General features: G+C 33.7%; 19 protein-coding genes and 1 pseudogene. 11 read left to right on the forward strand and 9 right to left on the reverse strand.

Annotation, left to right across the window (positions count from 1 at the left end; all coding sequences use genetic code 11):
- Window positions 1-100: 100 nt before the first annotated feature.
- The 3 genes from AC0N0V_RS01435 to AC0N0V_RS01445 all read left to right on the forward strand — a co-directional run bounded on the left by AC0N0V_RS01435 (window position 101) and on the right by AC0N0V_RS01445 (window position 3,404).
- On the forward strand, window positions 101-1,753 hold the full coding sequence (locus AC0N0V_RS01435) for an ArnT family glycosyltransferase (protein ID WP_474461775.1): 1,653 nt from the start codon (window positions 101-103) through the stop codon (window positions 1,751-1,753).
- An 80-nt stretch (window positions 1,754-1,833) separates the two neighbouring features.
- Window positions 1,834-2,823: a glycosyltransferase family 2 protein gene (locus AC0N0V_RS01440; protein ID WP_474461777.1), complete on the forward strand. Its 990-nt coding sequence runs from the start codon at window positions 1,834-1,836 to the stop codon at window positions 2,821-2,823.
- A gap of 5 nt (window positions 2,824-2,828) precedes the next feature.
- On the forward strand, window positions 2,829-3,404 hold the full coding sequence (locus AC0N0V_RS01445) for a hypothetical protein (protein ID WP_474461778.1): 576 nt from the start codon (window positions 2,829-2,831) through the stop codon (window positions 3,402-3,404).
- Between the two features lie 157 nt (window positions 3,405-3,561).
- Here AC0N0V_RS01445 and AC0N0V_RS01450 read toward each other — a convergent pair whose 3' ends face one another.
- Window positions 3,562-4,134, reverse strand: coding sequence for a hypothetical protein (locus AC0N0V_RS01450; RefSeq protein ID WP_474461779.1), 573 nt, complete (start codon window positions 4,132-4,134; stop codon window positions 3,562-3,564).
- Window positions 4,135-4,179: 45 nt separating this feature from the next.
- Window positions 4,180-4,614, reverse strand: a complete 435-nt coding sequence (locus tag AC0N0V_RS01455; RefSeq protein ID WP_474461781.1) for a cell wall hydrolase — start codon at window positions 4,612-4,614, stop codon at window positions 4,180-4,182.
- 221 nt (window positions 4,615-4,835) lie between these two features.
- Between AC0N0V_RS01455 and AC0N0V_RS01460 the strand changes: the two genes are divergently transcribed.
- A complete protein-coding gene (locus tag AC0N0V_RS01460; RefSeq protein WP_474461782.1) occupies window positions 4,836-7,409 on the forward strand; it encodes an EAL domain-containing protein in 2,574 nt (857 codons plus the stop codon).
- A gap of 75 nt (window positions 7,410-7,484) precedes the next feature.
- Here AC0N0V_RS01460 and AC0N0V_RS01465 read toward each other — a convergent pair whose 3' ends face one another.
- The 4 genes from AC0N0V_RS01465 to AC0N0V_RS01480 form a co-directional block, all read right to left on the reverse strand.
- A complete protein-coding gene (locus tag AC0N0V_RS01465) occupies window positions 7,485-8,342 on the reverse strand; it encodes an SDR family oxidoreductase (protein ID WP_474461784.1) in 858 nt (285 codons plus the stop codon).
- Window positions 8,343-8,669: 327 nt separating this feature from the next.
- Window positions 8,670-8,930 carry a spore coat protein gene (locus tag AC0N0V_RS01470; protein WP_474461785.1) on the reverse strand — a complete coding sequence of 87 codons (261 nt, stop codon included), beginning with the start codon at window positions 8,928-8,930 and terminating at the stop codon, window positions 8,670-8,672.
- Window positions 8,931-9,047: 117 nt separating this feature from the next.
- Entirely contained in the window at window positions 9,048-9,248 is a 201-nt protein-coding gene (locus AC0N0V_RS01475) for a hypothetical protein (protein ID WP_474461786.1), read from the reverse strand.
- Between the two features lie 160 nt (window positions 9,249-9,408).
- Window positions 9,409-11,436, reverse strand: coding sequence for a cell wall-binding repeat-containing protein (locus AC0N0V_RS01480; protein ID WP_474461788.1), 2,028 nt, complete (start codon window positions 11,434-11,436; stop codon window positions 9,409-9,411).
- 127 nt (window positions 11,437-11,563) lie between these two features.
- Between AC0N0V_RS01480 and AC0N0V_RS01485 the strand changes: the two genes are divergently transcribed.
- From AC0N0V_RS01485 to AC0N0V_RS01505, 5 genes are all read left to right on the forward strand, one after another.
- Entirely contained in the window at window positions 11,564-11,911 is a 348-nt protein-coding gene (locus AC0N0V_RS01485) for a hypothetical protein (protein ID WP_474461790.1), read from the forward strand.
- A gap of 263 nt (window positions 11,912-12,174) precedes the next feature.
- A complete protein-coding gene (locus AC0N0V_RS01490) occupies window positions 12,175-13,041 on the forward strand; it encodes a DegV family protein (RefSeq protein WP_474461792.1) in 867 nt (288 codons plus the stop codon).
- Window positions 13,042-13,325: 284 nt separating this feature from the next.
- A complete protein-coding gene (locus tag AC0N0V_RS01495) occupies window positions 13,326-14,375 on the forward strand; it encodes a cell wall-binding repeat-containing protein (RefSeq protein ID WP_474461793.1) in 1,050 nt (349 codons plus the stop codon).
- Window positions 14,376-15,007: 632 nt separating this feature from the next.
- On the forward strand, window positions 15,008-19,036 hold the full coding sequence (locus tag AC0N0V_RS01500) for a cell wall-binding repeat-containing protein (RefSeq protein ID WP_474461794.1): 4,029 nt from the start codon (window positions 15,008-15,010) through the stop codon (window positions 19,034-19,036).
- Window positions 19,037-19,164: 128 nt separating this feature from the next.
- Window positions 19,165-22,110, forward strand: a complete 2,946-nt coding sequence (locus AC0N0V_RS01505; protein ID WP_474461795.1) for a beta strand repeat-containing protein — start codon at window positions 19,165-19,167, stop codon at window positions 22,108-22,110.
- A gap of 579 nt (window positions 22,111-22,689) precedes the next feature.
- Here the strand turns inward: AC0N0V_RS01505 and AC0N0V_RS01510 are convergent.
- Entirely contained in the window at window positions 22,690-24,078 is a 1,389-nt protein-coding gene (locus tag AC0N0V_RS01510; protein WP_474461797.1) for a hypothetical protein, read from the reverse strand.
- A gap of 19 nt (window positions 24,079-24,097) precedes the next feature.
- Between AC0N0V_RS01510 and AC0N0V_RS01515 the strand changes: the two genes are divergently transcribed.
- Entirely contained in the window at window positions 24,098-24,226 is a 129-nt protein-coding gene (locus AC0N0V_RS01515; protein ID WP_474461799.1) for a hypothetical protein, read from the forward strand.
- Between the two features lie 318 nt (window positions 24,227-24,544).
- Window positions 24,545-24,682: a hypothetical protein gene (locus AC0N0V_RS01520; protein WP_474461800.1), complete on the forward strand. Its 138-nt coding sequence runs from the start codon at window positions 24,545-24,547 to the stop codon at window positions 24,680-24,682.
- Window positions 24,683-24,807: 125 nt separating this feature from the next.
- Here AC0N0V_RS01520 and AC0N0V_RS01525 read toward each other — a convergent pair.
- Window positions 24,808-25,044: pseudogene (locus AC0N0V_RS01525) on the reverse strand (Ig-like domain-containing protein); the annotation flags it as partial.
- 339 nt (window positions 25,045-25,383) lie between these two features.
- Window positions 25,384-26,259 carry a hypothetical protein gene (locus AC0N0V_RS01530; protein WP_474461803.1) on the reverse strand — a complete coding sequence of 292 codons (876 nt, stop codon included), beginning with the start codon at window positions 26,257-26,259 and terminating at the stop codon, window positions 25,384-25,386.
- Between the last annotated feature and the right edge of the window lie 5 nt (window positions 26,260-26,264).

Raw genomic sequence — 26,264 nt, forward strand, 5'->3', positions numbered from 1 at the left:
GCCGTACACGGGATTGTGTACGGCGTTTTTTTTATGAATATATTTCCATGTAAATGAACAAAATAACAACTGGGTTAATACGTGGGAGAGAGGTACGGTAATGAGAGAATCTGCAGTAAGCATCTTAGATAAAGCCTTAGACTTCATAGAAAGAAATTATTATATATTTTTGGCACTTATACTTTCAATAACGTTATTCAATCTTTTTTACTACCTAAAAGAAACCCCGATATATAGTTGGGATGAGGCGAGACATGGGGTAAGTGCTTATGAAATGCTTAAAAAAAATGAATATATAGTAAATACCTATGGCTATAAAAATGACTATTGGAACTTAAAGCCTCCTGTGAGTTTTTGGGCAATTATGCTTGGATATAAGATGGTAGGTTTTAATCCTCTTGGGTTAAGACTATTTTCTGCATTAGCAGCATTCTTAACTATACTAGTTTCAGCACTTCTTGTTAAGTATAAGCATGGTCCAATAGGTTCTTTAGTATGCTTATTAGTTTTGACTACATCTCCTAAATATATCGTTATTCATAGTGCAAGGACGGGAGATGCAGATGCATTATTTGTATTATTTTTTACTATTGCAATGATATCTATGATTTTAGTTCAAAAAAATATAAGATTTTTATACCTTGCAGGGCTTGGGTTTTCCTTTGCATTTTTAACTAAAAGCTGGCATGCATTTAACATAGCTGTAATAGGATTTCTTTACTTATCCTTTACTAAGATTATATTCAAATTAAAATTAAAAGAATGGATACTGTTTATTGCAAGTGCATTTTTACCCATATTGTCTTGGGGAGTTTCAAGATATGTAAAGGATGGCTTTGAGTTTTTTAGAATGATGATAAGTTATGATCTTTTAGCAAGATCTTCACGAACTTTAGAAGGCCACGTAGGTGATAAATGGTATTACTTTATTACTTTAAGCTCCTTTTACTCTGCATGGCTTGGACTACTTGGTATTTGTATAATTGCTTATCTAATGCTATGTGCTTATTTAAAATATAGGCATAGGTTTTATAATGCTAAAAATAAGGTAACTGATTGCATAGAAAGAAAAGTATTAAGAAATAGGAAAGATAAGACAATTAAAACTAAGTTGTCTGATTCTTTAGAAGAACAGCCATTAATACATAGTGGAAATTACAATTTACTGGGAAAAGAGTATGCACTAGGCTTAATATTATGGATTCTAATTCCTTTATTGGCCTACACAAAAGCAAGTACTAAAATAGGTTGGTACATACTGCCTGTTTATATTCCAATAGCTATATTCATTGGAAGTCTTAGTGAAATTCTATTAAGAGGTTTATGGAGAAATGAAGTAGCGCAGCTGCTAGTAATTATTAATCTAATCGTAGGGTTAGCTGCCTATGAACCGGCAATAATTGAACATATAGCAAGGTTTAAGGATGATAGCACCAGAGTGACCTTTAATAATAATCAGGTGTCTGAGGATATTAGAGGAACGGACACATATATCTATTACGGGGCAATTGCAGATATAAATGTCGGTCCGATAAGTGAATTGAAAGATTGGCAGCAGAGCGATTTATTATCCGCTGAACTTTACTGGGATTTGGTACCTCAAGACGGAGGATTTTATGGATTCTTAAATGATAAGAAGAAGTCAATTATAATAATTCCTAATAGAAGTGAATTTGAAAGTGTTGTAAAGGATAATAATCTTAAAGTTTTATCAAGCAATGATTCTGTCTATATTTTAAGAAAAAATGAATAATCTTGACTTAACACTGGAATTATATTATTGGTCAGAAAAATACATAAATAAGTTTTAGGCTTTTGGACAGGAGGAGCTTTATGGAATCTAAGAATTTAATTTCTGTTGTTGTACCTATGTACTACGAAGAAGAAGTAGCGGATGAATGTTATAGAAGACTGAAAAAGGTAATGGATAGTAGTGAGTTAAAATATGAGCTGATATTTATAAATGATGGAAGCAAGGATAGAACCTTAGAAATACTGAAAAGAATAGCATTAAATGATGATAAAGTAAAAATTATAGATTTTGCAAGAAATTTTGGGCATCAAACAGCTGTTACAGCAGGAGTATTTAATTCAAAGGGGGATGCTGTAGTTATTATAGATGCGGACCTTCAAGATCCTCCCGAACTTATATTAGAAATGGTTAGTAGATGGAAGCAGGGATTCGATGTAGTATATGCTAAGAGAAAAAAGAGAAATGGAGAAACCTACTTTAAGCTCTTAACTGCTAAATGTTATTATAAATTTTTATCATGTATGTCTGAAATTGCAATTCCGAGAGATACAGGTGATTTTAGATTGATGGATAAAAAAGTAGTAGAAGTATTTAAAGCTATGCCTGAAAAAAATAGATTTGTAAGAGGTATGGTAAGCTGGGTTGGCTTCAATCAAACCTATGTCGAATATGAGCGAGAGGAAAGGTTTGCAGGGGAGACAAAATATCCTCTAAAAAAGATGTTGAAGCTTGCAGCAGATGGAATTATTTCTTTTTCAACAAAGCCTTTAAGGTTTGTAACTAAACTGGGAGGCATGACTATATTTATAGCTCTTGCAATGCTTCTATATTCATTAGTTACAACGATGCTAGGTCATTCAGTGACAGGTTTTGTTTTTATGATGGTAGGCATAATATTCTTCAGTGGAGTTCAGCTTTTGTCTTTAGGAATTCTAGGCGAATATATAGGTAGAATATATGATGAAAGTAAGAATAGACCATTATTTATAGCAAGAGATATGATAAACTTTGAAGAGGAAAAGAAAGAGGATAAGAAGCAGGTTCTTAAGGAGATAAAGCAAATTTCTTAGCATATATGAATACGAAGAATTATTTGCAAAATATTTATGATATTAATAAAGAAACTGGGAATTATGTAATCAAAACAAAGATTCGCGGTTATAAAGATATATTTAATGATTTAGATAACTATCCGCTGACAAAGAGAGATATAAATCATGATGTGCAATCATACTTACATGATTGTTCATTAGATATTCCACTTAAATATAGGATAGACTTATGTTTTTACATCGCAGGAGATTTAAGAGATGATAAAAGTGAAGAATTGGTTACTTTGGCATTAAAGAACTACTACTCTTTCAATTTACGCTTGAGGAAAAATTCTTTAAAAAAGTCCCATAAGTGTGTATTTCAATATATAGCTATCTCATTTACTACTCTTTTCTTAAATTTTTTCCTGGAAAGTAAGTGGCAAAAGAGTATATTCTATAATACACTTTTGGAAGGATTTAATATTGGTGGATGGATTTTTCTTTGGGAAGCGATATCTTTACTTTTCTTCAAACAAAAAGAAATTCGTGATGAGATTTCTGAACATAAGAGGTTTTTAAATGCATCAATTAGTTTTATGTATGATAAAGAGAGTTAGGTGCCAGTCTATTGTCGGATTTTATACTTAAAGATAAAACTCGACAATAGACTGGCGCCTTTTTTAAAAGAACAACGGTGGATGGGGCTTTAATGATTATTAATTGAAGACTTTATATCTATAAAATGAATATTAAGTGGTATGAATGTCTTAATAATTACGGTTGAATTATATACACAAATTTAATTGAATAGATATCACAAAGAGTTAAGTTGCCAGTTTGAGTTTCTCTTAAAATAATATAACTTATACCTACACGTTCTAGCGTACCTTCACGGTCTTGAATTGTGCTAGTTCCAAGAAGGAATGATACTCTTACTCTCTTTCCTATTTGAGTTCTTAAGAATCCTTGAGTGTATTCAACATCTAAATCGGTAGGTGATCCAGGTGCAGTTTCAAATGGTGATGTCATTAAAGGAATCTGAGATGGTAATACTCCAGTTCCAGAACCAGGAACCATTCCTTGACCAGCTCCACCAGGCACCATGTTACCACCCATTCCAGTACCTTGTATCATTCCATCCATCATACTTTCTCCTCCTTGACTCATACTAGGAACTCCTACTGGAGTTTGCATTGGCATAGACATTGGAACAGGGACCTGCATTGGAACTGATCCAGGGCTAGGCATCTGCATCATTCCAGGGAATGAACTAGGAAATGTACCAGGCATTACTGGCATAACTCTCTGGCAAGCATTCATGTAGTTTAAGTAGCATTGTGGAAACATAAAATTACCTCCATAATTTATTTGTAGACTTCAAAGTAACTATTTTTAGGTTTGAAAATAACTTGCTGTAGGATTATAGAAACAATGGTTTGCGACCTTTATCTGATAAGTTCCATTTCCATTATACGGAAAAAGGTAAGGACAAGGGGCATATGGATTAAAGTACCATAATGAATAACCAATTGTGAATAGTCTATTGCCTGCTAATGCCCAATCGGCTATATCGTAATGTATTTGCTCTGGCGGATTAGCCCAAAGAGTCTGAGGATTAGCTACTCCACCTAGTACTGGACGGGTACAATCAAACTGGCCCTTTTGGTAGACTATTTTTCTTACATCACCTTGACCTATTTTCTGATATTCGCCGCTAGGGACCCTTACCCTATTCATTACAACAGTGGCAACTGCCTTCATTCCGTTGTCACCTTCCCCACCAGCTTCACATTTTATTAGTCTTGCCAGTAGCTCCCTATTATCCAAAAGTTTTTCACCTCATTAATTTCGCTTACAATATTAGTTTATTTAAAAACACAAAATTGGTTACAGATATAGAAAATATTTATACTACAAATTATTACAATAAATTAGGTTGTGTTTAGGTGACGAGGAACTATTGAATTGCATATTATAAATAATCAGATTACCGATTAATTAATAACTAACAATTATTAATTATGAGCTGAAAAATGAGGGGAGATAATATGACGCTAATAAATAAAGCAGCTAAGACAATAATTGTAAGCACGATGATATTAATACTAATATTATATGGAATTTCAAATAGAGTGATATTTCAAAAGTTCCTTGTTTTAGAAAATAAAATTGTAAATGAAAATGTAAATAGGGTTAATGGTGCCATAAATAGAGATATATCGAATATAAGCATTTTTGCTAACGACTGGGGGGCGTGGGATGAAACTTGTAGATTTGTAGATGATTTGAATGAGCGCTATATTGCAAATAATCTGGTAGATGAGTTGTTTATAAACTATAAAATAAACTTTATGATATTTGTAAATAATAAAGGGGAAATTGTATATAGTAAGTACTTTGATCTTATTAAAAGAGAAGAGGTTGCTAGAAATAGGGAGTTTGAAAAGTATATATCGAGTATTGGAGATCTTACAAGGGGCAGCACAATAACTGACAAAAAATCAGGAGTGATTATGTTTTCAAATAACTCAATACTAATTGCTTCTGCTCCAATAATAAACAGTAGTTTTACAGGACCGATAAATGGAAAGCTGATTGTAGGTAAGTATTTCAATGAACAAACAGCAGCGGAGGTTTCAAAGACTACTGCTCTTAATGTAACATTTGATTTATTTAAAAATACTAATAAAACAGACGATTTTAAACAGGCTAAATCATTTTTTGATAACAATGATGAGAATTTTATTTATAAATTAAGTGAGAAAGATATAGCTGGTTATTTATTAGTAAAAGATATAAAAGGAGAGCCGGCACTTATTTTAAAAATAGATATGAATAGAGACTTATATAAGGAAAGTAAAGCCGTAAGAATATATTTTTTTATGCTGATTATTTTGGTGTTTATTATATTTACAGCAGCGATATTGTGGGTTCTAAACCATATAGTACTACTTCCTAGTATTCAACAAGAGACTCTTTTGAATACTATTCCAGCAATAGTATCCTTTAAGGATGACAGGCTGAATTATATTACCGTAAATAAAATGTTTATTGAAAAAATGAAATTATCATATAAAAGTATAAAAGGAAAAAATGTTTATAGTATTTTTACAAAAAAAGAAGCAGAAAAAATATATAGAGAAGATAAAGAGGTAATGCAATCAGGGATTCAAATATTAAACTCTATAAGAAGTTTTACAGAACCTAATGGAGATGTTAAATGGTTATGCGTATCTAAATCACCTTATTTTGATAGGAGTAAAAATATTAAGGGGATTGTAACGATCTGTACAGATATTACTGAACAAAAACAAATGGAGGAAAAATTTTATCGTGCAGCTTACTTTGACCAGTTAACTAATTTGCCTAATAGACTATTTTTTATAAAAAGCATGCAAGATTTTATAATTGATGCAAAAACAAATTGTAAAGGTATGGCATTACTATATTTAGATTTTGATAGGTTCAAGTTAATAAATGACACTGAAGGTCATGATGCAGGGGATAAGTTTCTTAAATATATAGGAGAAAAGATGGTATCAATGCTAAGTGGCAACATGATGCTTGCAAGACTTGGTGGAGATGAATTTGGAATATTGGTTACAAATATTAAAGATGAGGAGGAAGTTTCAAAAATATGTTGCGATATACAAGAGCTTACAAAAGGAACATGGGTATTTAATACAAGAGTATTCCATATTACTGCAAGTATTGGAATAGCTATATATCCAAAGCATGGAGAAGATGCTGTAGAGCTTTTAAAAAATGCAGATGCGGCAATGTACCATGCTAAAGATCAGGGGAAAAATACCTATGAATTCTATAACTCTTCCCTAAGTAGCAGTGCGCTTAAACAGGTTTCTATGGAGAATTCTATTCTTTGCGCCATAAATAGGGATGAATTTGAACTTTACTATCAACCTCAATTTAATATTATTACAAGAAAAATTGTAGGAGTAGAGGCTCTTATAAGGTGGAATAAACCTGATTATGGTATAGTATCACCTCAAAAGTTTATTCCCTTCGCAGAGCAAACTGGTTTAATTACTTCGATTGATAAATGGGTATTTAAAACTGCTTGTTTACAAATTAGATACTGGCAAAGCCTAAATATAAAAGCCACAAGGGTAGCAATAAATATTTCATCCAAACAGTTAGAAGATCCGAATTTTGTGCAATATGTTAAAGAGTTATTAAGTGAAACGAAAGCAGATCCAAGCTGGTTAGAAGTTGAAATAACAGAAAGTGCTCTCATGAAAAGCCCAGAAGAAGCAGTCAAAATTCTTAATTCTTTAAAAGATATGGGGATAAAAATAGCACTAGATGACTTTGGTACGGGGTATTCATCTCTAGCATACCTAAAAAGGTTCCCTATAGATAAATTGAAAATAGATAAAACATTTATTAAAGACATTACTGAAAATGTAGAGAATGCAAATATAGTTAAAACTATAATTGATTTGTCTAAGAGTATGGGATTAATTGTAGTAGCAGAAGGAGTAGAGACGGAGGAGCAGCTTGAAATTCTAAAACAGCAGAATTGTGATGAGGTGCAGGGGTATTTGTTTAGCAAGCCTGTTGATGTTAGGGAAGTTGAGGAGAAGTTTTTAAAGAGCACTTAGGGAAAGTAGGGTTTTAAGAAACTATGATAGAAATGTAAGAGTTGACAGTGGCTAGTTAACACTGTCAACTAACTATTATCCATTCACAATTTGCCCACCATTAACATGTATAGTCTGCCCAGATACATAAGTAGAATCATTTGAGGCTAAGAATACATAAGCACCAGCAAGTTCCACAGGCTGACCGGGCCTTCCATAGGTTGAACTTGAGCCAAATTTACCAACCTCTTCAGCACTAAAGGAAGATGGGATAAGAGGAGTCCAAATTGGCCCTGGAGCAACGGCGTTAACCCTTATATTCCTACTTGCAAGAGATAGAGATAAGGAACGGGTAAAAGTAACAACAGCACCTTTAGTGGATGAATAGTCTATTAAAGTTTCATGGCCATGATATGCAGTAATAGAAGCGGTGTTTATAATAATACTTCCATCCTTAAAGTGAGGCATTACTGCATTTGTCATATAGAAAAGACTAAAGATATTTGTTTTAAAAGTTTTTTCAAGTTGTGCTGCTGTTATATCCTCAATGCTGTTTTGAGGATATTGAACAGCAGCGTTGTTTACAAGGATATCTATCTTATTAAAAGAATCTATAGTTTTTCTAACTGCATCCTTACAAAAGTTTTCGTCACCTACATCCCCTGGTATCAGTATGCACTTCCTACCCTTTTGTTCTATTATCCCCTTTGTTTCTTCTGCATCTTGATGTTCGTCAAAGTACACAATTGCAATATCAGCGCCTTCTTTAGCATAAGCAATAGCTACAGCTCTACCAATTCCGCTATCTCCACCAGTGATTAGAGCTACCTTGTCTTTCAATTTATCAGAACCTTTATAATTAGGATCATCAAAAATTGGTCTTGGATTCATTTGTGCCTCTAAGCCAGGTTGTTTGTCTTGATGCTGAGCTGGTACTGTCTTTGGAAAGTTCATTTAAGTACCTCCGTTCTTAATTTTTTCAGCAAATCCTTTGTTGAATAATTACAAAAATAGTTAAATGTACTACAGATATAGATAAATCAAATTCATCCTAGACTTATACAGAGGACTATATTAGTGGTTCTGAAGCACATTTAAATACTTTTTTTATGAGTCTTAGCTCGACTGTAAGGAAAAGCTTAGAACTTCGACATGTCTGAGCGATAGCGAGTTTGGCGAAGTTCTTGGCTTTTTCTTATAGTCGAGCTTTAGGCGAATTAAAAGTATTTACAGTGCAGAAGAATTACTAATATAGCCCGGGGGTTAAGTCTAGCTCTGAATTTATTTAAGCTCACCCATCATTTGGTTAGCTTGATTTTTAAGTGTGTTAACTTCAGTATCAGGTGCATCTTTAGTAGTATACCATCCTTTTTGTTTCATAGCGTCAAACACCTTGAATTGAACGTCTTGTGCATTCTTAAAGTTATCAACTAATGTATTTCTAAGATTTGGGCAAGAAGTTTCAGTTATTCCTGTGCTGTATGCTGATACAACTTGTTTTTCACTTGTAAGTAAATCTTGCATTAAGTCTTTTTCTTTCATTATTAAGTACCTCCAATTAATTTTTAAATTACTATGTTTAAATAAATAATACTAAAAACTATAAGTATAATCTGTAGATGTTATTTTAAAAGTGATTTGGCTTTGTTAAAATTCTTGTTATTGATGAGAATCTAAGTATGTTTTAAGTGAGTTAAAGTTTTGTTTATGAACTGTAGCTGCTTGGGTACATAAGTTTTTTAAATTAGTATCAGTGCACATTCCTGAGTACTCATTGTATTTTTTATTCATAAGTGCTTCGTGGTTTAATTGATCTTCAATTACTTTTAGGTTGTTAGCTTCTATTTGTTTGTTTTGCATAAATTTATGCCTCCTTATTTTTGTTTAAGTTTGCTACAAAATTATTATTGGCAAGAGAGTGGGTAAATATAGTAGGGAAATAGAGGAAAATCGTATCAGATACTTGTAAATTTTTTTCTAGTAAGATAAAAGTCTACAGGTACCTGATACTATTTCTGCCTTACTTAAGTTTCATAGCGGCACTATTCATTTTAGAAATAAGATAATTAGTTATCACCCTATCCCCACCAAATATATTAAGTGTAGCCTTATTGCTTCCCGTAACCTTATTCAATGATCTCACTGCATTAAGATAGGAGTTTTCTGATACAAGAACTAAAGGTGCACCATTATTAAAAGCAGCTGCAGCACTTCCGCTTAATGAGTCAGGGAAGTTTTCGCCGTTTGCTACATAAACACTTCTTAAATCACTTCCGTAAAAATAACTGTTTATATTTTCAGATGTTTCGTATCTGGTTTGACCACCTAACCTTATAATTTGACTGTAGCTAAGACCAGTAATATCCATAACTCGGTTTCTCACGCCTTCAGAAATTGCACCTATACCACCTAATATATACACTCTAGAAGGATTGATATCTCTAATGTAACTCTCAACCTCCTTATTTAACGTATCTGTAGAAGTTAATAGCACAGGCATTTGGCTCGCCCCAGCTTTAGAGGAAATACTTAGAGCATCTGCAAAAAGAGAGTCATTTGCAAGTATAATGGAGGTACCTTTTGCTAAATTTAATGTCCTAGCAATGTTAACACTAGTTTCATGTCTATTTAATCCACCAACTCTAATTATGTTACTATTTAGATATCCACTTTGTGTAAGATAATCTACGTATGAGGTACTAATCACACCTTCCCCACCTAAGATGTATATCTTGCCGTCCTTTTTAAGGGTATTTACTATATAATTTAGTACAATTTTACTGCCTTCATCTTGTGGGCTTTTATCTACAAGCAACAGAGGTGCATTAAGTCTTCTAGCTAAGGTAACTCCAGACAAGCCATCAGGAAAATCATTACCACTGGCTATAACAATATTTTTTAAATCGATATATTTAAAATTTTCCTCAGCTATAATTTTTGAGGTTTCATATCTGTTCACTCCACCGAATTTTGTAACATCTTTTATTTTGGTAGGCACATTTTTCACATCACTAACTAATTGAAAAGGAGTCAGTAAAGGGTTACTCCAGTAGCCACTATTATTTTTAGTTTCCAAAATAAAGTAGTAATTTCCTTCAGTTATGTTATTTAAGGTTATAGTCTTTTCCTGAGAAGATGAATCTTCGGAAATAACGTTAAGTAATACGCCAGATAAGCTGGAACCATCACCTATGGCACCCTTATAGATTCTGATTCTATAAGCTGACTGATACTCATTGCTATTTGTACCAGTGAAATGCCACTTAAATTGTATTTGAGGATTATTTTTATCAAGAGCTTGTTGGTACAAAGGGCTTTCTATAATTGGTTGCGGTGAATTGTTTTCTATGTAGTCATTGCCTATATTTTGATATCTATATGCTTTGAAATTATCCATTATATAGTCTTTAGGTCTATAGTACTCTTTTACTTTTTGGCCAGTACGGTCATCATTTTCAATAGTAGCTTCCAAAGTATTAGCACCTAGCAATTGCCCAAGCTCATCATAAACCCAAGACTGAAAAAAGACTGCATGATTGCCTTTAGATAAAAGTATATCCATGTTTTTTAAATCATCAAAAGATATAGAAGTTAAATACTGAGAGATTGTATTTGTAGTAAGCTTAGTGCCAGGAATCTTTAGCGTGCTTTGAATAAAGCTTGCATCATCTATTCCGGCAGTTTCACCCTTATATCCACCAGAAAACTTTACGTTACCAGCAGTGGCTCCTTTAGTAATTGCATCAAAAAAATTACTCCACTGAATGTTTGAAGTTGTATCAATACCGTCAGAACCTCCATAGTTATAAGGAATACCTATTTCTTGAGAAGCTGTTTTAGTTCTTAAATGCTCAGGTAATACAATATAGCCTGTAGTTTTACCGTTTAAACTCTTTAAATATTGCCAAGGAGTGTATGCCATCCTATACGCTCTGTCTTGTGCCTCTTGTCTAGAAATAGTTTCTGCAGCTTTAGTTTTGTTAATTGAAATGCATGCAATCATGGAGACTATTAATAAAGATATAATAAATTCCTTTCTTACTTTCATGTTAAAACCTCCTCTTAGTATCAAAATACCCTTATACGTGCAAATTATACTATAGACAAATAATCGCATTGTTTGGGCAATATAGATGTGATATAATATCATTACTGTATATTAAGGAGGTAATGTTGTGGAGGCTGAATTAAAGAATCTGTTGATACAAATCATGGAAGGTCAGGAAGCCTTAAAATTAGAAGTTAAAGGTGAAATAAGAGAAGTAAAAGAAGAATTAAAAGTAGTAAAAGAAGAATTAAAAGTAGTAAAAGAAGATGTGAAAAAAATAGGAGCTAAAATTGATGGAGAAGTAATGCCTAAAATAGAAGCTCTATTTGATGGTTATAAAGCCAATACAGAGAAGCTTCAGCAATTAGGCGACAATGTTGATGAACTAAGAATAGATTTAAATAATATAACTATAAAGACTGTTAGAAACGATAGTAGTATTCTTGAATTAAATAGAAGATTAAGTTCGATATAAGCACTCTATGTGCTTTTTTTATTTTTGTTTATCCGATGACTACCCGCTCTAATACTCCCTCTTCTTCTACAAGAGGGAGTAAAGAGCGGCTACGTCCCTGGATAACGATTTCTAAGCATCAGGTGGAGTTAAAACTCCATCTGATGCCAAGAACTCTGTTTATATTTGAAAAGAAGTAAAATGTTTACATATGCTAACAGAAGTTAATAGTATGTGTTATTATATATATACGAGTAATAATAAGCCTTAAAGGAGAGCAGTTTATGAAGACAGTATTACTTATTGATTCTTGCAGTGACTTACCGCTGGAATATATAGAAAAAAACAATATGATATACATGCCATTTACCTATGAGATTAAAGGTTTGGTATTTGAAGATGACTTTTGGAAAACAACTAATTATAAAGATTTTTATAACCATCTAAGACAAGGAGAACTATCGAAGACCTCTCAAGTAAATGTAAATAGATATTATGAAGAGTTTAAAAAGCACATAGTAGAAGGAAATTCAATCATATATATAGGATTTTCCTCTGGGCTAAGTGGAAGCATTAATAGTGCGGGCATTGCAAAAGAACAAATTTCAGAGGAATTTAAAGATGCAGATATAACAATAATAGATACTAAAAGTGCTTCAATGGGGGAGGGACTTCTAGTTTATTATGCTAATGAGATGCTAAATAAAGGCTATTCGAAAGAGGAAGTTGTTCGATGGATAGAGGAAAACAAGCTTAAAGTTAATCATTGGTTTACTGTAGAGGATTTAAACCATCTAAAAAGAGGGGGAAGAATATCCAGTGCAGCAGCAATAGTAGGAACTTTACTTAGTATAAAACCAGTTCTTCAAGTGAACGATGAGGGAAGACTAATACCAGTCGAAAAGGTAAAAGGAAGAAAGAAAGCACTAAAAACCCTCGTAGAAAAGTTAAGCCAAAACATAATAAACCCTGAAGAACAGGTAATAGGCATAAGCCATGGAGATTGCATTGAGGATGCTGAACATGTAAAAGAATTGATACTAGAACAGTATAAGGTTAGAGATGTTATCATAAGTAATGTAGGGCCTGTTATAGGCTCGCATGCGGGACCAGGAACAGTAGCGTTATTTTTCTTAGGTAAAAGCAGGTAAATACACTTTAAACCACAAAATAATATCAACAACTTCGTAAAAATAATACCAAGTAGCTGAATAACTAAAATGGCACCAGGTATCTAGGAATTTTTGCCTAACAAGTCAAAAGCCATCAGATACCTGTGTGCCATTATCACTGCATTACAACTGTATCATTACCGTGAAGGAAACAATTCTCATAATAAAATCCCTATTTAGAGGTGTGAAAATCTACCGATATAATATATAATAAAATAAGTTACACATTTTATTAATGAAAGAACAATAGGAGGATATATATAATGAAGGGAAAAAGATTTCTAAGTTCTGTATTGACGGCTTTAGTTTTATCAGTAACTGTGAATATGGTAAGTGTACAAGCAGCTACGGTATCAAGAACAGCATCAGGTAATAGAATAGGAACAGCAAACCAAGTTGCTGTAAGCCTATTTGGATCAGCACAAAATGTAGTTCTTGTAAATGGATATGGATATGCAGATGCAGTAAGTGCTACTCCGCTTGCAAAACAGTTAAATGCACCAATACTTTTAACTGAAGGAAAAACTTTAGAGTCAGAGGTGGCAAGTACTATTAAAACGCTTGGTGCTTCAAAAGTATATATAGTTGGTGGAACAGGGGTTGTATCACCTGCTTTAGAAGATCAGTTGAAATCAAGCTACCAAGTAGAGCGTATAGCAGGAACAACTGACACAACAAGAATGGGAACTAATGCAGAAGTTGCTAAAAAAGTAGTAGAAATTAGCGGACAAACAACTGCTATGCTAGTAAATGGACAAGATGGATATGCAGATGCACTATCAGTAGCATCTATTGCAGCACAAAAAGGTTATCCAGTACTATTTGGAAGCCGTACAACAGTAGCTCCCGTAGTTAAAGATGTAATAAGCAACAATGGTATAAAAACAATTTTAGCTGTAGGTGGAGAAGGGGTTTTACCTCAGACTGTAGTGGATTCAGTAAGTGGAACAAAGATAACTAAAACTGAAGACTCAGCAAATAGATTTTCAACAAACCTAGCAGTTTTAAAATACTTTAAAGAAAATGGTGGGTTAGATTTTAGTAATGTATATATAGCAGCTGGTGGATCAGCGCCAAGCCACTTCGCCGATGCTCTTGTAGCTTCTGCAGCAGCAGCAAAGACAGGATCACCATTAGTACTAAGTGGAGTTGGAGCAGATGAAAGCGCAGTAGCTGCAGCTAATGAATATATATTAGGTAATGCAACAGATAGTTCTAAGGTAATAATAGTTGGAGGAACTGCATCTGTTTCTAGTGAGGTAGAGGCTGGATTAAGATCAGGAGATGTGCTTGAAATAATAAGTATAGAATAATGTGAAAAAAATATCCTAGATAATTTTATAAAATTATCTAGGATATTTTTATAAATAAAAGAGGAAATAATAAATTTGTGTAGAATAGTATAGATGATATCACAATATAATTATAAAGTAGTTAAAAATTAGGCTCTCTTAAAATGTTTGAAATATAAAAACATAATAGGAATATTTTAAGTTGTATATGCTGAATATTCACCATATTTTTCACTAACTAGAAATAGATTGTGCAGTACGCCTTAAATTACTAGATATAAATATATGGAAAAGCTAGAAATAGTATTGTATAATAATATCAGTAGTTAGGGATTCTAGAAAATTCTAAAATTTAATTAACTTATAAAGTATGGAAATTATATTTTATATATGTTATAATAAGGAGTGAATTTTAGAAGGCCTATCTAAATAAGAGATATAATTAAAACATATATTTACATATAAAATAAGCAAAACAGGTAGAATGTGTTAAATGTATATGTTATAATTAAATCTGCTTTAAAATGTATGACGAGCTATTAGTTACTAAATTAAGTAAAAAAAGCTTGGACATATTACAAAGTATATATTAAAATATATATTAATAAAAAGAAAACAATTTTATTCACTTAAATCGAGGAGGGTATTACAATATGAGTAAAAAAGGTACAAGAGCACTTGCTAGTGCTACACTTATGTCCTTAGTTTTGACTACAGCTTTATCAGCTGGACAAGTTCAAGCAGCAGCAGGAAAAGTGACTAGATTAGGAGAAGCAGACAGATACTCAACAGCAGCAAAAGTTGCAACATCAAACTGGACAACTAGTGATGATGTAGTATTAGTATCAGGTGAAGGTTATGCAGACGCAGTAAGTGCATCAGCATTAGCTAAGAAATTAAATGCACCAATACTTTTAACTACAGCTGGTTCATTAAATACTGATGCTAAAAATGCATTAAGCACATTAAAAGCTAAGAACATATATGTAGTTGGAGGAAACGCTTCAGTTTCTCAATCAGTAAGAACTGAATTAAAAGCTAACTACAAATTAGTAGAACTTCAAGGAACAAACAGATATGAAACTAACGTAGCAGTTGCTAATAAGTTAGTAGAATTAGGTGTTAAAGCTGACGAAGTTATATTAGTTGGTGGAGAAGGATTCTCTGATGCATTATCAGTAGCTCCAGTAGCAGCAACTAAAGGACAAATATTATTATTAGGAAACAACAACGAAGAATCAATGAAATCAGTAATTGATTTTGTAAAGACTAACAAGTCAAAAGTTACTGTTGTTGGAACTAAAAATGTTATAAGCGAAAGTATATTAAGTTCACTTGGAAATGCAACAAGAATAGATGGAGGATCAGATAGATTCGACACTAACTTAAAAGTATTAAATGCATACAAGAGTGATTTAAAAACAGATAAATTATTCGTTGCAAACGCAACAGGAAATGGATATGCAGATGCTCTAGTTGCTTCAGCTTTAGCTGGAAAAACAGCTTCACCATTAGTATTAGTTGATACTGAAGGTTCAGATGCAACAAGAAACGCTATATCATACATCAAAGATACTGCAACTAAGACAACTGATCTTAACGTTGTAGGAGGAACTGGTGTAGTTTCAAAAGAAACTGAAGAAGCTATAAACACTGCAGTTGGAAACCCAACAAACAATAATGGCGAAACTACTGTTGAATCAATAGAAGCAGTAAGCTTAAACCAAATAAAAGTTCACTTCAATACAGCAATCGACAGTGATTCAGCTGAAGATGAGTCAAACTACAAAATAGATGGAACTCAATTAGAAGCAGCTGATGACAATGATGTTGCTAAGAATGAAAATAGTGCAGTAGCTACTGCAATAGATGACAACACTGTTTTAATAACACTTGCTCATCCAAGAAAGCAATATGACGATGTAACAGTTTCAGTTAAGAAAGCTATCTTAACTTCAGACAAAGAGAATACAATTGATGCATTTGATCAAGATGTAACATTCTCAGATACTACAGTTCCTACATTAAAGAAAGTAACTGTAGAAGGAAATAGCCAATTAACAGTTGAATTCTCAGAAGCTGTTAATATGCAAACTGTAAATCAATTAAAGAGCAAATTCAAAATTGATGGACAAAGCATAGGAAACTATGGTGTTAACACTCAATGGAGTGAAATCAAAGATCATATAGAAGTAGCTGATAGCAATATCGGACCTGCTGGAACTTGGTCAAACAAGGTATTATTCTACTTTGATTCACCAATGGAAAGTGGAAACCATACATTAAAGATTTCTGATGGAGACAACAATAACGGAGCATTAAGTGATGCTGCTGGATTCACATTCAAAGAAGCAAGTGAAGACTTCACAGTTGACAGCATGACTACTAAACCAGTTATTAAGTCTGTAAAAGAAACTTCAAATGGAGAAGTTCACATTACATTTGACAGACCAATGGATGTACAAACTGCTAAAGATGAAACTTACTATGAAATCAATGGTAAGAAATTACCAAGCGGAGCAGAAGCTAAAACTGCTAGTGATGACACTGTAGTAAAATTAAAGCACGTTGGTAGCTTAATTGAGTCAGGTTCAAATACACTTTATATAAAGAACAATGTTAAGGATGCTTTCGGAAACAAGGTAGAAGATGATACAAGAATAAACTTCGACCATGTTAAGGACGAAACTAAACCTACAGTTAGCAGCATCACTGTAATAGATAGTGAAACTATCCGTGTTAAATTCAGCAAAGATGTTGATTACAGCTATGCTACAAACCCATCAAACTACAAATTACAAGATAACAAGAATATAGATATAACTAACCACATTGAAGGTATCTACAGCACAGTTGGTAAGACTGACACTGATGACACAGATACTTACAACATTAAGTTAAGAAAGTTCAATCCAAACAACTCAAACGATGATTGGAGATTAACAGCTTCTAAATATACTTTAACAATAAAGAATATCATAGATACATCATCAACACCAAACACAATGGATGATTACACTTATACTATAAACGGTAATGATGATATAGCTCCTAAGGGAACTGGTATCTACGGAAAATTAAGAGATGGTTCTTCAAGCAAAGATAAAGTTGTTGTATACTTCAGTGAATCAATGGATACTTCAACACTTACAAACAAAGATAACTACAAGTTTGTAAACGGAGAAGGGGACACTAAGACACTTCCAGGAGATGCAAGTATATCAGTTGGTGGAGACAATAAGAGTGCTATAATCGAGTTCCCATCAAGCTACAAAGTAAGATTAAACACTAAGACTACTACAGGTACTACTAATGATGTAACTGCAGTAATAGTTTCTAACGTTAAAGACGAAGCTGGAAACATCTTAGACGGAGTAGCATACAACAACGATAAGGAAATCGACAAAGCACAAGCTGGAGCAAAAGTAAAAGAGAAGACTCTTAAAGTTTACTATGATGGAGACGATCTAAAAGTTGATGTTCAATTCGATAGAGCTATCGATGAAATAAACGCTAAAGAATTCACATTAGGTGGAATAACTCCAACTAGCGCAAGCATATCAGGAGATAAGGTAACACTTACATTCAAGGATGGAGCAAAACCTACAACTGATGATGTAGCATTCACAGTAACTTATGGTAATGGCTTAACTAAGTCAGATGCTAGTAAGATAGATATGATAAAAGCTCAAGGACAAAACGCTGTACTTGCTATAGTTTCTAAAGATACTATAGATGAAACTGGAGCAGCTGTATCAAGAGATGATAATGGCCAACCATTAACTCTTTCAAAAGACCAAGCTGCAGTATATGACTATCAAGCAGCACCAAAAACAACTGGTGATGACGATAAGGCTCCATACTGGACAGCTACAAAAGATGCTAATGGTGTTGGAAAAGTATACATCACATTTGATACTATACTTGACACTAACAGCGGAATTAAGTCAGACGACTTTACATTCAGCGGCGTAGGCGGAACAGACATTAAAGCTGACTCAGTTAAGATCGAAGGAAATACAGTTATATTCACATTTAACTCTAACAACAAAGACATCAACTCATTCAGCGGTGATTTAAATGTAAGAGCTAAGAGTACTGTATCAATAAGAACTGAGAAAGACGTTGATGGTAACAATGCTAACTACGTTCCTTCAAGCGATGACTTAAAGAAGAGAACTGTAACTGTGACTGGAAACACAAATCCAAATCCAGGAAACAATATAACAAATTTAACTTTGGATACAGCATCAGTACCATACACAACTTTAGTTACTTTCAAGTTAAATGTTACTGATCCAGAAAACTATACTGTAAAAGTTAAAGGTGTAGATGCACAATATAGCGCTACAAGCAAAACTTTTGGAGCTGCACTTGATGGAACTCTAACAACAGCTAACTTTACAGCAGCAGATTTCGTAGTTACTAAGAATAGTACTACTCCAACAAATCCAGCTGCAGCTGCTGATTTAACAACTGTAGCAGTTGATACAGCATCAGTACCATACACAACTATAGTAACATTCAAATTAAAAGTTACAGATCCAGCTAACTACACTGTAAAAGTTAAAGGAGTAGATGCAACTTTCAACGCATCAACTAACACTTTTGGAGCAGCAGTAGATGGAACTTATGCAGCTAACCAATTTACAGCAGCAGACTTCGTAGTTACTGCAAAATAATTGTAAAGTAATATTAAAATATAAATAGTGATTGGCGTACTTTAGGGTACGCCAATACACAATCAAATACAGTGATATACAATATCAAAAAGATAATTAAATTATGAAATTCTAGGAGGGAAACATAAATGAATAGATCTAAAAAACCACTTGCGGTACTATCAACAGCAGCAGTTGCTGGTTTAATAGTAGCAGCAGTAACAGCTCCAGTATCTGCAAAAACTACAGCTTTAGTAGTAAACGCAAAAGATACAAAAACATACGAGTATGATTATGCTAAGCTTAAAGCTTCAGCTGTACAATATACATTAAATGGTGCAAACAGCACAGGTGCTGCATTATTTAATCACTTTGTAACTAACAAAGCATCAATGAAAGCTTTCTATGATGACGTTAAAGCTGGATATGTAGATTCAGCAGTAGTAAATGCAGCAGCTTTAGATGCAGTTATGAATCACAGAGCATTCGTTCTAGATACATTTACATCAGCAGCATCAACTCCAACAACAGTTGTAACTCCTGATAAGGTATCAACAGCAGCTGATGGAAGCGTAGTTGTTACTCCAGCTACTCCAGGAGAAACTGTGTTAACAGTAAGTTCTGTAAGTGCTATTAATGCAACAACAGTTGAAGTAACATTCTCAGGCACACCAGAAACAGCACCAGCAGTAGCTGATTTCGCAGTAACTGCGTCAATCAACGGCGGTAACGCAGCATCTGTTACTCCTGCATCCGTAAACATGAACGGAACTGTAGCAACTCTAACATTACCAGCGGTAAATCCTTCCAATGTAGATCAAAATATCACTTACAGTATATCATATAAAGGTGGACAAGTAAATACTACCAATTCAGTTGTAGTTAAAGCAACTGTAGCATCAGGTATATCTGGATTTATAACTGATGGTGGTACAGCAGTAAATGGTGCAGTAGTTACAGTAAATGGACAAACTGCAACAACTAATGCAGATGGATACTATGTAGTAACAAATGTAGCACCTGGTACTTACGATGTAACAATAGCTGCTCAAGGATATCCAGTAGCTACAGCTTCAGGCGTTAAGGTTGATGCTAATAGCTTAACATCTTTAAGCCAATCAATAACACCTTTAGTACAAGCTAATATCACTGCTTCAGGTGTAGTAGCTGACAAAACTACAGGAGCTCCAATTGCAAGTGCAGATGTAACTTTAGAGTACAATGATCCTACTAATGGATGGGCAACAGTTGTTCCAGCTTCAACAGTAGCAACAGCTGCAACAGGAGCATTCTCTATAGATCAAACAGATGCAACTCCAGATATGGTGTTTGGTGGTGAATACCGTTTAACAGTTAAAGCAGCTGGATATCACGATGCTGTAGTTAACTTCACAGCTAAAGCAGATAATATAGCAAATACATTAGCTGGTATTGAAATGGATGCAATCAAACCAATGACAATATCAGGAACTGCTAAGGATTCAACTAGCACAGTAATCAGTGGCGGAACTGTTACTTTATCAGATGCTGATGGTAACACAGTAGATACAGCTACTACTGCTGCAGATGGAACTTATAGCTTTGCTAATGAAACTTTACTAAGTGGAAAATATACTTTAACACTTGATAATAGTTCAGATGCAGTTTACAGCTCAACTGTAGACGTAACAGAAGGAACTAATTTAACAAATGATATAAATCTAGTTGGTGGATACAACGTAGCATTAACTGTTGGAACTGAAACTGTAGGAGGTACATTCTCAGCTAGTGGTTCAGATGCAGATGCTGCAACTTACACAGCAACTTTATTAAATGGTAACACTGTAGTTGCATCAAATACTTTCACAGGAACTGCTTCTGCTAGTGACAACCAATTAAGCTTTACAATAGCACGTGTTGCTCCGGGTTCATATACTCTAAGAGTTTCAGGCGACTATGTAGCTACTAAAGACTTCAGCGTAGCTGTAACAAATGCAAATGCAACAGTTAGTGGAAGAACTAACCTTGCAGGTAAAGTTGCAGGTGTTATAACAGATTCTAGCTCAGCAGCTATAGCAGGAGCTAAAGTTGAATTACTTGATTCAAGTGACAATGTTGTAGCAACTACAACTTCAGCAGTTACAACTGGAGCTTATAACTTCGGCGGAATTACAGCTGGAAACTACAAAGTAAGAGTATCTAAAGATGGATTTGTAGCTAAGACATCTACAGCAGCATTTGCAGTTGCTGATGAAACTGATACTACAGAAAGCTTACAACTTAGCGCAGTTCCAACAACTGGTTCAGTAGCAGGTTTCGTAAGAGCTGATTCAACATTAGCACCAGCAGCTGGCGCAGTTGTAACTTACTATAATGCAGATGGAACAAAGGCTTATACTGCTACTGTAGCAGCAGATGGATCATACTCAATAGCAACTATTGCTCCTGCAACTTATAAAGTTGTAGTAAGAGATCCAAGTGCTCTTGAAACTTATGTAACAAGCCAAACTGTAGCAGCAGGAGATGCAATCGCTAATGCTAACTACAAGTTAACACCAGGTGGAAATGAAGCATTAACAGTTAAGTTTACTGATAAGAATAACCAAGCAGTTAACATTTTAGCTGGAGATGTTGAATTATTCGATGCTAATGTTGATAAAGCAACTGCAGCAGCTGCAGCAGATGGTTACTGGGTAAGTGGATCTGGTTCAGATACAATTACATTCAACACACTATCAAAAGGAACTTATGAATTAAAAGTTGATGCACCTGCTCAATATGTAGATGTAGATCAAACTGTAACAATTACTAGTGCTACACAAGACCTACCAATTCAATTAGTTGATGCAGCAAGTGTATACAGCGTAAACTTCAGATTAGTTGATGCAGATAACACAGACGGAGATGCAGCTGACATAGTTGTATTCAAAGCTGATGGAACTAAGCTTGCTACAGCAACAACTGCAGCAGACGGAACTGCAACAATAGCTAACTTAGTAAACGGAGATTATAAATTCTATATATTCAAGAACGGAAACCTAGTTACTACTAAAGACGTAACAGTTAACGGAGCAAACGTAAGCGTTCCAGTAATTCAGTTAACTGCAGCTCAATAGTAAATTAATTCTTAGTATATTTTAAGCAATTATAAATATTAAGAAAGGAAGGGAAACCTTCCTTTCCCATTTCTAATAAATCATATCTTTTTATAAACGGCATTTCATAAAGTTTAGGGCATATCACTAAATTTAAAAGTACATAATTATAATGTAAGAGTATCTATTTTAGATACTCTTATTCTCTTTTATGGGCACTAAACTCGATTAGAGGCTTTTTAAGAGATGTTTTATTATGCACAGGCATGTAACATCCTTTTGTTCAAGGATAAGCTCATATGGCCTTATATTATCAAATTATTATCTTGTCAAAAAGAATAGAAGAGCACCAAAGATAGGTACTCCATTTTTGACATGTTTATTCTATTTTCAGTCAGTATGTGGCCTGGCCATTGTGTGAGTGTTTTAATTCGGATTGTTTGAAATGTGCTTTTTCCGTTCATTACATTTAAATTTGAGAAGGAAGGTTTCCCTTCCTCCTTTAATTTTCCTAATTTACAGACTATCATAAGTGTTTAATGCTTCTATGAGTAAGTCTTAATAGATATTGTTATCTCTGCAATAACTTGTCTATAATTACTATTTTCTTGTAGCTGTTATATTTGCAGACTTAAGAGTATTTGCATCTGCGTCAGCACCAGTTACACCTGTAGAAATTACCTTAACAGTAATAGTTCCAGTTAAGAAACTTTCACCAGCAGCTGGAGTTAAGTAAATCATCTTATCGTCAGTAGCGTGGTTAACAACTGTAGGAGTTCCTAATCTAACTCCATCTTTGTAAATTTCGAAGTCGCCTGCTACTGGTGTAGCACCTACTCCTGCTGCGCCTGTTCCATTAACTTTTTCAGAGAATGTAAGTTCTAATCTTCCATTTACAGAGTTTACCACTGCACTTTGAAGAACTGGCTTAACATTATCTGTTATTTGAACAAATGTTGTTGTTGGATTTGGATCTATAAGATTTCCAGCAGCATCTTTTACTCCTGTAATTTTAAGTGCTAATGCATTTGTTTCAGCTATTGTTCCTTCAGCAAATGTTATAGTTACCACTTTCTTTGTAGCTGCATCTACAGTAATTGTTGAACCAGCTGGAATTGGTTTATTATCATAAGTATAGTTCGCTAAATCTGTTATTGATCCAGCAGCAGTTCCTGTAGTCATTCCACCAGCATCAGTATAAGTTACTGTGATTGTGTTAGTGTTATCATTAGAAGATGCTATTACAGCTGTTGGAGCTGTTACATCAGCAGCTGCTGTCTTAACATCGAATTCTATTACATCATTTTTGTTTCCACCATTTAATGTGTTGTCTGCAAACAATCCTGCCAATAATTTTACATGAACTGTTTGATTAGCAGGTAATACTGCAGTAGTTATAGTAAAGTCTTTATCTCCTGCAGTTATTGCAGTATTTCCAGCTAGTGCATATGCTGCTCCGTCTTTGTCAGTAACAACTACTTTTGAAGCAGATAATGTATTCGCAACTACCGCTGCTAATTCTTTACTTACTTTTACTTTAATAGTGTTAGCTGCTGGATATTCAGCACTTACGAAAGCTGGCTTAGTTGTATCTTTTTTTACTGTAGTAGTTGCATCATATGTTGTAATAATGTTATTTACAGTATCTTTTGCATCTTTTATAACAACTCTTAGTGGTACTGAAGTTTCATTAAGAGCTGAGTTATAAAGTACATCTGGTGTATTTGGAAGGTCAATCTCAAACTTCGTATTTGTAGGTAATCCAGCTGCAGCAGAAATATCTCTTACAGCTGCAAGTGTAAGTTCTGTAGTTCCTTTATATACATAAACTTGTTGTCCGCCACCCATTCCACCAGCAATATCTAAAGTAGCACTTAACGCTTTGCTTGCTTCAATAACTAATGTATCTTCATCTTTAGCTGTTACAGATTTAACTGTAGGAGCTGTAGAAGTAGCTGTATATGCAAGATTAACTCTATATTCATCCATAGTATTTCCAGCTAAATCTTTGATTCCATTTATAACAAGTGGATATGTTTTTCCGGCTTCTAAAGCTGGAGTTATTGCTGTTAATGTTGCTGCAGATACTCTAATAGTTTTACTATTTCCTTGTGCTGTAGCACCAGTTAAAGTTTGATCAGCACCAGGTGTAGTTATAGCTGCAATCTTACTGTTATAAGTAATCTTATCAGCTAATGATTGAGTTCCACCGTTGCTAGCCGCATCTTCAACATAAACTTCTTCGTTAAATTTAACAACAAGATCCCCATTTTCATCAAATAATGCGCTTGTTACTTGTGGTTTAGTATGATCTGAGTAAGTAACTGCTTTTACTGGTACATCATTTGCTGTTGGGAATAAAGTAGTTCCATCTTTAGCAACTAATGTGTTTGCTGCAACTTTTACTGAATAAGTCGCATCATTATCAAGGTATCCATCAACGCTTGTTTTTATTTTGCCAGAACCACCCGCTGCTAAAAGAACACCTGCTGGAGCAGCACCTTTATCAAAAGTTATAATAACTTTGCTTGCATCTGTTGGATCTAATGATACACCATCTGAAGCGCCAAGATTTACATTATTTATGAAGTAACTAGCTTGCGCAATATTAGGTCCAGCGCTACTTAATTCTCTATTAAACTTAATTTCTAGTTGGTTTCTGTTTAAAGTAGTTACTGACTCTATTGTTGGTCCTTGTTGCGATAATACTGTAACAGCATAAGTTTTTACTGAATTTCCTACTTTAGCACTAATAGTAGCATTACCAGCCTTAACAGCTGTTACAACACCATTAGCATTTACAGTAGCAACTGTATTATCACTTGAAGTCCAAGTTACGTCAGCTGTTGCTGCATTGCCATTTTGATCAACTACTGTAGCTTTTAATGCTAATGTTCCATCTGTTGTAGAACCTACAGTTACAACATTGTCTTTTGTAGCATCAATAGCACTTATATTTCCAGTTTTTTTGGATTATTTTACAATGGCTGAAAATGGCTATACTGCTTGTACACAGGAGATATGGATTTTCACATATTTGTTATTTATATATTACTTTAATATGAGTAAGTTATTGCTTTTGAATAAATTGTACAATTATTTAATAAAGATATAATATTGCTTCATTATATATATAAATAAAATTTAAAGCTTACAATAAAAAACATTATAAAAAGCAAGTAACTGTGTAAATAAAAACATCATATTGGAATATATGATGTTTTATGGAAATAAAGTGATACGATTATAAAGATATTTAAATATGACTTGTCATTTGATTATTAGAATAGAAGACTAAGAGGAGAATAGGGAATTTATTTCATTTTCATAACCGTACTTTTTGAAGAATTCTATAATGGCTACTTCAAAAATTTCTCTTTGGCTTATATTTTTTTCTTTACTGAATTCTTTAATAAGCTCAGCAAGAGAGTGAGACATACATAATGATTTGGTTATAGTTATTCCACCCACTATATAACGTGGAATGGTAGCAGATGAATTTATAGATAATAGCTCTGTTAACTTATCTTTATTTTTATTTATCATTTCTAACATGGGTAATAAATTTTCCAGCCGATTTAATTGAGAAAGTGATGAATCATCTGAATTTAAAAAATTTTCATCGAATTCATTTAAATTATCTACCATATGAATATCATTAATAGAATTATGATTATAGTGATTGTCTTTAGAATTTTCTGATTCAAATTCCGCTCTATTATTTCTAGGTTGCTCACCTTTTAAAAGTATATAATTTTGTCTTTCAGTAGACCAGATATACCCTTTGGATTTCATATAAGCTGCCATAGATCTGTGGTCAGGCATTCCGACTTTTTTTGCAACTTCCATAGGTTCAAAGCCACTATTAAATAGACCAATGATTCTTTGTACCTTTCCAGTATTAGCTTGTGAAAAAGAGTTGTCAGGTATAATATTATTTTTTACTATGTAAGTTTGTCTAACGCTATCCCATATGTATCCCCGTCTTCTCATATACATATCTAGTGTTCTATAATTTTTGTGATTAAGCTCTGAGGCAATAGTATCTCGGGTCTTACCTTCCATTAAGCTTCTTAATATATATTTATCATCATATTCAAGTTTTTCGGCATTTTCTAAGGTTGCTGATATTTCATACTCTTCTGAGAAATTATTATAATTATCATTCATGAAAA

This window comes from Clostridium sp. CS1-1, from assembly GCF_056135525.1.

Excerpts from the sequence above, each read along its gene's own strand:
- AC0N0V_RS01435 (WP_474461775.1), top strand. The coding sequence starts at position 101 with ATGAGAGAATCTGCAGTAAGCATCTTAGATAAAGCCTTAGACTTCATA.
- AC0N0V_RS01440 (WP_474461777.1), top strand. The coding sequence starts at position 1,834 with ATGGAATCTAAGAATTTAATTTCTGTTGTTGTACCTATGTACTACGAA.
- AC0N0V_RS01445 (WP_474461778.1), top strand. The coding sequence starts at position 2,829 with ATGAATACGAAGAATTATTTGCAAAATATTTATGATATTAATAAAGAA.
- AC0N0V_RS01450 (WP_474461779.1), bottom strand. The coding sequence starts at position 4,134 with ATGTTTCCACAATGCTACTTAAACTACATGAATGCTTGCCAGAGAGTT.
- AC0N0V_RS01460 (WP_474461782.1), top strand. The coding sequence starts at position 4,836 with ATGACGCTAATAAATAAAGCAGCTAAGACAATAATTGTAAGCACGATG.
- AC0N0V_RS01465 (WP_474461784.1), bottom strand. The coding sequence starts at position 8,342 with ATGAACTTTCCAAAGACAGTACCAGCTCAGCATCAAGACAAACAACCT.
- AC0N0V_RS01470 (WP_474461785.1), bottom strand. The coding sequence starts at position 8,930 with ATGAAAGAAAAAGACTTAATGCAAGATTTACTTACAAGTGAAAAACAA.
- AC0N0V_RS01475 (WP_474461786.1), bottom strand. The coding sequence starts at position 9,248 with ATGCAAAACAAACAAATAGAAGCTAACAACCTAAAAGTAATTGAAGAT.
- AC0N0V_RS01480 (WP_474461788.1), bottom strand. The coding sequence starts at position 11,436 with ATGAAAGTAAGAAAGGAATTTATTATATCTTTATTAATAGTCTCCATG.
- AC0N0V_RS01490 (WP_474461792.1), top strand. The coding sequence starts at position 12,175 with ATGAAGACAGTATTACTTATTGATTCTTGCAGTGACTTACCGCTGGAA.
- AC0N0V_RS01495 (WP_474461793.1), top strand. The coding sequence starts at position 13,326 with ATGAAGGGAAAAAGATTTCTAAGTTCTGTATTGACGGCTTTAGTTTTA.
- AC0N0V_RS01500 (WP_474461794.1), top strand. The coding sequence starts at position 15,008 with ATGAGTAAAAAAGGTACAAGAGCACTTGCTAGTGCTACACTTATGTCC.
- AC0N0V_RS01505 (WP_474461795.1), top strand. The coding sequence starts at position 19,165 with ATGAATAGATCTAAAAAACCACTTGCGGTACTATCAACAGCAGCAGTT.
- AC0N0V_RS01510 (WP_474461797.1), bottom strand. The coding sequence starts at position 24,078 with ATGGATGAATATAGAGTTAATCTTGCATATACAGCTACTTCTACAGCT.
- AC0N0V_RS01530 (WP_474461803.1), bottom strand. The coding sequence starts at position 26,259 with ATGAATGATAATTATAATAATTTCTCAGAAGAGTATGAAATATCAGCA.